Source organism: Hyalangium sp., assembly GCF_035629615.1.
Taxonomy (GTDB): Bacteria; Myxococcota; Myxococcia; order Myxococcales; family Myxococcaceae; genus Hyalangium.
In genome coordinates, this window is sequence record NZ_DASPHO010000140.1 from 1 (window position 1) to 7,897 (window position 7,897).

Annotated in this window: 6 protein-coding genes; 4 read left to right on the top strand and 2 right to left on the bottom strand. The window is 70.2% G+C overall.

The features are described from left to right. Both VD972_RS07120 and VD972_RS07125 read right to left on the bottom strand, forming a co-directional pair. Nucleotides 1-517: hypothetical protein (locus tag VD972_RS07120; protein ID WP_324982684.1), on the bottom strand; the 517-nt coding region annotated here is incomplete at its 3' end. 183 nt (nucleotides 518-700) lie between these two features. Beyond that, entirely contained in the window at nucleotides 701-2,443 is a 1,743-nt protein-coding gene (locus VD972_RS07125; protein ID WP_414653998.1) for a BamA/TamA family outer membrane protein, read from the bottom strand. A gap of 71 nt (nucleotides 2,444-2,514) precedes the next feature. On the opposite strand from VD972_RS07125, the gene VD972_RS07130 reads away from it, so the two are divergent. The 4 genes from VD972_RS07130 to VD972_RS07145 form a co-directional block, all read left to right on the top strand. Further along, the gene (locus tag VD972_RS07130) at nucleotides 2,515-4,182 is read left to right on the top strand and encodes a DUF1800 domain-containing protein (protein ID WP_324982687.1); all 1,668 of its coding nucleotides are present in this window, start codon (nucleotides 2,515-2,517) and stop codon (nucleotides 4,180-4,182) included. Between the two features lie 8 nt (nucleotides 4,183-4,190). After that, nucleotides 4,191-5,435, top strand: coding sequence for a DUF1501 domain-containing protein (locus VD972_RS07135; RefSeq protein WP_324982690.1), 1,245 nt, complete (start codon nucleotides 4,191-4,193; stop codon nucleotides 5,433-5,435). 64 nt (nucleotides 5,436-5,499) lie between these two features. Then, nucleotides 5,500-7,113: a serine/threonine protein kinase gene (locus tag VD972_RS07140; protein WP_324982693.1), complete on the top strand. Its 1,614-nt coding sequence runs from the start codon at nucleotides 5,500-5,502 to the stop codon at nucleotides 7,111-7,113. Between the two features lie 2 nt (nucleotides 7,114-7,115). Continuing rightward, a partial coding sequence (locus VD972_RS07145; RefSeq protein WP_324982696.1) for a tetratricopeptide repeat protein occupies nucleotides 7,116-7,897 on the top strand: 782 nt, incomplete at its 3' end.

Sequence of the window (7,897 nt, forward strand, 5' to 3'; positions counted from 1 at the left end):
CCATGACCTGCCAGACAGCCGTCGCGGCGGAGCCCACCGTCCCCACGGCACCCAGGCTGGCGTGATCGAGGATGCGGTTGCGAGTGTCCACCATCTTCCCGTAGAGGCCGCCCTTCATCAGGGACATCAGCTTCAGGGAGCCGTCCACGATGCCCTGGGAGACCTGCGAGCTGAAGCGGAGCACGAAGTGGTTCTGCGAAGCCTCCTCGGAGGGGGCGGCGAGTACCGGAGCCTCCTGGAAGAGCACCTGCAGGCCCTCTTGCAGACGCGGGTCCAGCGGCATGGCCTCGCGCACCGTCGTCGGGGTAGGGACAAAGCGCGTCACCTCGCCGATCTTCATATCGCCGATGGTCCACTCAATGGACGCGGGGGGCTCGGCTGCGGCAACCGGCCCGGTCGAGGTCTCAGGAGCCGCAGACTGCGCGGCGCGGCGGAGGCGAAGAACGACCCAGACTCCAAGGCCCGAGACTGCAGCCCCGATGACAATCCCCATGCTCATGAGCAGCCAGCTGTTCATCTGGTTCCCTCACGCAATCAATCTGGTCCAGCATCCTACAGACTGATTCCCCAGGAGTCCACACTTTCCTGGTTTAGCATGAAAATATCGATGAGCCCCACTTGCCGCCGAAGGGGGTGATGACGGACTGGTCCGTGGGGATCCAGAGGGGTACATAGAGGGTCATGTAGGCTCGGATGACACCTATCTCAGAGGTGCGTCCAGGACAGTGGGCCGGTAATCGGAGATCTGCCCGCCGGTGAACGTGAAGCGCTGCCCCACCGGAGGCCGTGCGTCGTTGAGCACGTACCCAAAGTCCAGCCGGAACACGTGGACATTGAACTGAGGGAAGAGGAAGCGGATCCCCACGCCCACCGAGTGCACCAGGCTCGGCTCCCGGTCGAAGGCCGAGCCCGCATCGTAGAAGAGCACTCCACCCAGGTGCAGCGTGTGGAAGACCCAGGGCGCCGAGCGGTACTCCACGTTCACCAGCAGCAGCCGCTTCCCCGCGTAGGCGTCCTGCCCCGCCCCCCGCAACCCGTTGCCCCCGCCCAGCAGGCTCACCCGGTCGAACAGGTCGTCGATGTTCACGTCCACCAGCCCCCGCGCCACGAAGCGCCCACCCAGCACCTTCGGTGACACCTGGTGCACCTCTGCCGCCCAGCGCCGGTTCGTCCACCCGGCGCCTTCTCCGAGCGCCCGGCGGATGGAGCCTCCCGCTGACACCGTCGTCAGCGCATCCCCCCATCGCCAGCGGTAGCGCGCCGCCACCCCCAGCTCCGCGTAGTGCGCCGCCGAGGTGAACACCGGGGGCGCGTATCGGACGCTCCCCAGCACCGAGTGACCGATCTGGAAGTCCTCCGAGAGTGCGTACACGTCCACATCGCGCATCACCTCGTAGCGAGCGTCGTAGGCCGACAGCGACAGCGCGGCATAGACGGCATCCTCGCTGCGAGGCAGGTGGTTCGCCTTCAGCCACTCCCGCTGTGCGTCATCCAGCGAGGCCTCCTGCGGCGCCTCGTAAGCGCGGCGGTACCCCGTCACCCCACCCGTCACGTTCTTCTTGGAGGACTCTCCATAGGAGCGTGTGTAGCTCGCGCCCGCCGACAGCTCGCGCGTCCTGTAGATGTAGGGCACCGGATCGCCGTCCGGGTACGGGAGCTGCCAGACCTCGGTGCCGCGAAACACCCGCGTCGTCGCGAAGTTCCAGTCCGCCGAGGTGCTGAAGCTCCAGGGCGTGGACAGCGAGTACAAGGGGCGCTGGAGCACCACCGTCCCCCGCGTCCCCTCCGGCTCACCGCTCTCCCGCCCGAGGATGATGGAGGCCGTCTCCCCGAGGTACCAGCGGCTGCCGCCCACCCGCCGGTTGATGTACGTCTGCCCGAAGCTCATCGTGTCCGGCCTCAGCAGGAAGTCCAGCGCCAGCTGCTGGTTGAGGCCCAGGAAGTTCTTCTCGGTGCCCTGCAGCCGCAGGTAGCGCAGGAACGAGCCCACCACGTCCCAGGTCTGATTGAGCCGCAGCGACCAGAGATCCTTGGTGATGATCAGCAGCGCCACGCCGCCTGGCGTCTGCCCCTTCACCGGCACCACGCGCACCACCGAGAAGATGCCCAGCTTGCGCAGGTTGCGTGCCGTCTCCTCGGCCAGCTCGGCCGAGTACGGCGCCCCGGGCTCCAGCAGCGTCTCGCGGCGGATGACCTGCTCGCGGGTCCGCACATGGAAGATGTTGAGGAAGTTCGGGTACGGGTCGCTCTGGGCGATCACGTCCTCGGGCGCAACGAGCACCTCCTCCAGCCGCTTGCCCTCGGGCGAGGGCTCCAGCTCGCGGGCATGCTGCGCGAGCCCCCAGGTGACGAGCGTCTCCTCGTACCCCTGCACCGGGGCTCCCACCTCCGGCGCTGTCGCCATCAGCGGCGCGACCATCAAGGTGAGCAACGCGAGCGGCACAGCTCCATCTTGTCACGCGCCAGGGATCGAGAATGAAACCTTTCGGCCCTCTCGGGGTTGGTGACAACGTGATGGACGTGACGCCTCACCGGACAGCGCTGTGGTGTGTGGTGGCCCTCGTCGCCGTCGGGTGCACCTCCACCTCCAAGACCCCCTCGCCTTCCGCGGCGCCCACTGTTGCCACCCTCGTCCTCCCGGACACCGGCTGGAGCGAGGATCAGCGCGCCCTCCATGCGCTGAGACGGCTCGCCTATGGCCCCTCGCCCCAGGACTGGGCAGAGGTGCGCCGCTCTGGAGTCGCCCACTGGATGGCCCTGCAGCTCCACCCCCAGCACCTCCCCGACGACGCTGTGGCCGCTCGCCTGGAGCCGCTGTCCACGCTCCGCCTCAGCACGGAAGAGCTGATGACCCGCTACCCTCCCCTGCGCCAGCAGGCCCGCGAGCTGGGCTTCCCGCTGGAGTCTCCAGAGGATCGCCGCGAGCTGGCGATGATGCTCGGCACGGACGCCCTGCCCCGGCGTGTGAGCGCGGACCTCATGGCCCAGAAGCTCATCCGCGCCGTGGAGAGCCGGCACCAGCTCCAGGAAGTGCTCGTCGACTTCTGGTTCAACCACTTCAACGTCTCGGCGGAGAAGGGGCCTGTGCGGTGGATGGTCACCTCCTACGAGCGCGACGCCATCCGCCCCCACGTCTTCGGACGCTTCCGCGACCTGCTCGGGGCCACCGCGCGCCACCCGGCCATGCTCTTCTACCTGGACAACTGGACGAGCGTCCGAGACGGCTTCGAGCCGCTCCGCCGGGGCAGGCTCCCCCCGGCCTTCCGAAAGAACGCCCGCGGCCTCAACGAGAACTACGCGCGCGAGCTGCTGGAGCTGCACACGCTCGGCGTGGACGGCGGCTACACCCAGGAGGACGTGCGGGAGGTGGCCCGCGTCTTCACCGGCTGGTCCCTCAACCGTCCGCGCCTGGCTCCCGCCTTCGTCTTCCGCGCCGACGCGCATGACCCGGACGAGAAGCGCGTGCTGGGGAGCCCGATCGCCAGCGGCGGAGAGAAGGAGGGAGAGCAGGTGCTGGACATGCTCGCCCGCCACCCCTCCACCGCGCGCTTCCTCGCCACCAAGCTGGCGCGCAAGTTCGTCTCGGACGAGCCCCCGGCCACGCTGGTGGATCGACTGGCCCAGGTGTTCCTCGACTCCGATGGGGAGCTGCGTGCCGTCTACGCTGCCCTCTTCACCTCCCCTGAGTTCTGGTCCGACGCGGCCTGGAGCGCCAAGACCAAGACGCCGCTGGAGCTCGTCGCCTCCAGCCTCCGCGCCCTGGGCGGCACCACGGATGGGGGCCCTCCCCTGGCCCGCGCCGTGGAGCGCATGGGCGAGCCCCTCTACCGGGCCCCGGCCCCCACGGGCTACCCCGAGCACGCCACGCCCTGGGTCAACGCGGGTGCCCTGGTGAGCCGCCTCAACTTCGCCCTCGCGCTTGCCGCCGACCGCGTCCGGGGCACGGAGGTCGACGTGAAGACGCTCCTGCCCAGGCCCTGGCCGGAGGACACGGGCACGCTGGTGGACACGCTCGCGCTTCGCCTCCTCTACGAGCCTCTCTCACCCCAGACGCGCGCCACGCTCCTGGCCGCGCTCGAGCCGGGCGAGGACGGCCGCATGCCCGATGGCGAGGTGCGCCCCGTCGACCTGCGCCGCGCCGCCGGCCTCCTCCTCGGCTCGCCCGAGTTCCAGAAGCAGTGAGGCCCACCATGCCGCTCGCGCGCCGCTCCCTGCTGAAGTCCGCCAGTCTCTCCCTGCTGGGGCTCACTGCCCTGCCCCCCTTCCTCGCCCGCGCCGCCGAGGCCCTCCCCACCGGCCGCCGCAAGGTGCTCGTCACCCTCTTCCTGCGTGGCGGCGCGGACGGCCTGTCCCTCGTGCCCCCCGTGGGAGATCCGGACTACCACCGCCTGCGCCCCAACCTCGCGCTCGGCGCCCCTGGCACCGGAGATGGCTCGGCCCTCCGGCTCGACGACACCTTCGGCCTCCACCCGGGGCTCGCCCCCCTGTTGCCCTGGTGGAAGGAGGGCGCGCTCGCCGCCGTTCACGCCGTGGGACTGCCTCAGCCCGTGCGCAGCCACTTCGATGCGCAGGACTTCGTCGAGTCCGGCACCCCGGGCGTGAAGGCCACCCGCGACGGCTACCTCAACCGCGCCCTGGCCGCGCTCCCTACGGAGGCCACCGCCAGCGCCTTCCGCGCCGTGGCCCTCCAGCCCACCCTCCCTCGGGCCCTGGCCGGAGATGCGCCCGCCCTCGCCCTCGAGTCCCTGGAGCGCTTCCGCCTCCTGGCCCCCGGCCGCACCGGCCCCATCAGCTTCGACTCCCTCTATGCCGCCGCCGTGGACGAGGCCCTGCGCAGCACCGGCCTGGAGACCTCCTCCGCGCTCTCCCACGTGGCGGACAAGCGCCTGGCTGATCAGCCCCCCCATCACGGCGCCGCGTATCCCCGCTCTCCCCTGGGCCGGCGCCTGCAGGACCTGGCGCGTCTGATCCACGCGGACGTGGGCCTCCAGCTGGCCGCCACGGAGTCCGGTGGCTGGGACACCCACATCCTCCAGGGCCGTGAGCGGGGCCCCTTCACCCAGCGAGCCAAGGACCTGGGCGAGAGCCTGGCCGCCTTCGCCACGGACCTGGGCCCCCGGCTGGAGGAGGTGCTCGTGGTCGTGCTCACCGAGTTCGGGCGCACAGCGCGCGAGAACGGCAACCGCGGGACGGATCACGGCACCGGCGGCACAGTGCTCCTGCTCGGCGGCAAGGTGCGCGGCGGGCGCGTCCTGGGGCCGTGGAAGGGGCTCGCAGAACCCTACCTGCTGGATGGGCGGGACGTGCCCTCGCTCACGGACCTGCGTGCCGTCCTGGCCGAGGCCCTGATGACGCACTGCGGCCTTGCCACAACCGAGCCCGTATTTCCAGGGCTTGGCTCGCCTCCTACCCTCCCTGGTCTCTTGGGTGGCTGAGGGTCATTTGCTACCATACCCTCAGGATTGGCATTGAGGCCGCCCCGGCGCGGCGGGGAAGCACATGATCGAAAGCGACGCCTCTGCAGGGGGCGCGCCACCTGAGGTGATGGATCCCCTGCTGGGCAGGGTCCTCAACGAGCGCTTCAAGATCCTCGAGCCCCTTGGCTCGGGGGGGATGGGCCGCGTGTACAAGGCCATCCAGGCGCCCCTGGACCGTCCCGTCGCGCTCAAGGTCCTCAACCCCCAGTATGGCCAGGAGAAGGACCCGGGCTTCCAGCGCCGCTTCTTCTTCGAGGCCAGCGTCACCGCCAAGCTGCGCCACCCCAACACCGTCACCGTCATCGACTATGGGAAGACGGACGACGGCATCTTCTTCATCGCGATGGAGTACCTGGAGGGGCAGACGCTCTCCCAGCTCCTCACGCAGGTGGGGCCGCTGCCGTTCCCCCGGGCGCTCAACATCGCGCAGCAGATCGCCCGCTCCCTCCGTGAGGCGCACCGGAACGGCCTCATCCACCGCGACCTCAAGCCCGCCAACGTGATGATCCTCAACCAGGAGACGGATCATGACGTGGTGAAGGTGCTGGACTTCGGGCTGGTGAAGTCCTTCATGCCCGACAGCGGCCAGTTCCCCGCGGACGTGTCGCTGACCCAGGCGGGCGTCATCCTCGGCTCGCCGCAGTACATGGCGCCCGAGCAGGCGCGCAACATCTCGGATCCGCGCAGCGACGTGTACTCGCTGGGCGTGGTGCTCTACCAGATGCTGGTGGGGCGCCCGCCGTTCCACGCCGACCAGGGCATCGACATCATCGTCAAGCACATCAACGAGCCGCCGCCCGCCTTCGCCGCCTTCTGGCCCGACCACACCATCCCTCCCGAGGTGGAGGCGCTGGTGATGAAGTGCCTGGCCAAGCGGCCCGCGGATCGCTACGACTCCATGGACGGGGTGCTCGAGAGCATGCGCCGCGCCATGGCCGCCGCCAACATGAGCGGCACCTACTCCGGGCCGATCAGCTTCGTCACCAGCGTGGGCACCGGTCCGATCACCGGCCCCCTCCCGCATCCGCAGCCCGTCTCCCCCTCGGACGCCTCCACCATGGCGCTCGACATCGCCGTGGATGGGCCGGAGACGGGCAGGCGCCGCAACTCGCTGCCCATGGCCCTCTTCGGCGGCGCCGTGCTGATCGGCGTCGGCGTGGCCCTGGTGTTCGCCCTGCGCTCGCCCGCGCCCAGGCCCGTGACGGACCTGCCCCTCCCCCCGGCGCAGCCCACGGCCACCGCTCAGCCTCCTCCCACCGCGCAGCCCTCCCCCACAGAGGACCTCACCGCGGCTCCCCCCCTCTCTCTCGATGAGCTCCCCACGCCCCCGGCGGATCCCGTGGAGGAGACGCCTCTCGTGCGCTTCGTGATCATCAGCGAGCCGAGCGGCGCGCGGGTGATGCACGAGGGCAAGAGCCTGGGGACGACTCCCGTGGAGTTGGAGATCCCCGCGGGGAAGTCAGGGCGTGCGCGCGCCGAGCTGACCTTTGATCTCAACGGGTACACGCGCCAGACGGTCATCGCCGAGAGTGCGGGCCCGGAGCATCGCCTCACCCAGAGGCTGACGAAGAAGAAGAGCTCGCGGCCAGCCAGGCCGGGGGGCTCGAATGGTTACAAGGACGACCCCTACCAGTGAAAATGCCCGGAGTCTTCAAGCAGGCGGGCGTCCTCGCGCTGTGTCTCTTCGCGGGGAACGCCCTGGCCGACGAGCGCCTCGAGGCGCGCCGCCACTTCCGTAACGGGATGAGCCTCATTGCCCAGGGTCAGTTCGACCAGGGCATCACCGAGCTGCAAGAGGCCTATGCCATCAAGCCGCACCCGAACGTCCTCTACAACATCGCGCGCGCCTACCTGGACGCGGGCCGATCCACGGAGGCGCTGGACTGGTACCGGCGCTACCTGAGCGCCAACCCGCCGGACGCGGAGTCGGTGCGCGCCACCATCGCGAAGCTGGAAGCCACGGTGAAGGCCTCCGAGGCCGCCAACCCCTCCGCGCCCAACACGCCGGCCCCTGCGCCCCAGACGATCCCCGCCGCGGACGCGCAGGCCCTGGCCGCGCTCGTCGAGCGGCTCGAGAAGGCCATTGCCCGCGCGGAGTCGATCCCCGGGGCTCCCACGGCTCCCTCCGCCTTGGGGACGCCCGCAGGGGCAGGCACGGCCGCCCCGCTGCCTCCCAGCGATCTACCGGAGGACGCGAGCGCGGTGCCGTACGAGGAGCGTGTGGTGACGGCCAGCCGCCGCGCCCAGTCCTCGCTCGAGGCCCCCAACGCCACCACCGTCATCACCGCCGAGGACATCCGTCTCTCGGGCGCCACGAGCATGGTGGAGTTGCTGCGCCGGGTGCCGGGCGCGGACGTGATGGAGCTGGGGGTGGGCAGCGCCAACGTCTCGCTGCGCGGCTTCAACCAGCGCATCGCCAA

Coding starts and splice junctions, on each gene's coding strand:
- VD972_RS07130 (WP_324982687.1), top strand. CDS start 2,515: ATGGACGTGACGCCTCACCGGACAGCGCTGTGGTGTGTGGTGGCCCTC.
- VD972_RS07135 (WP_324982690.1), top strand. CDS start 4,191: ATGCCGCTCGCGCGCCGCTCCCTGCTGAAGTCCGCCAGTCTCTCCCTG.
- VD972_RS07140 (WP_324982693.1), top strand. CDS start 5,500: ATGATCGAAAGCGACGCCTCTGCAGGGGGCGCGCCACCTGAGGTGATG.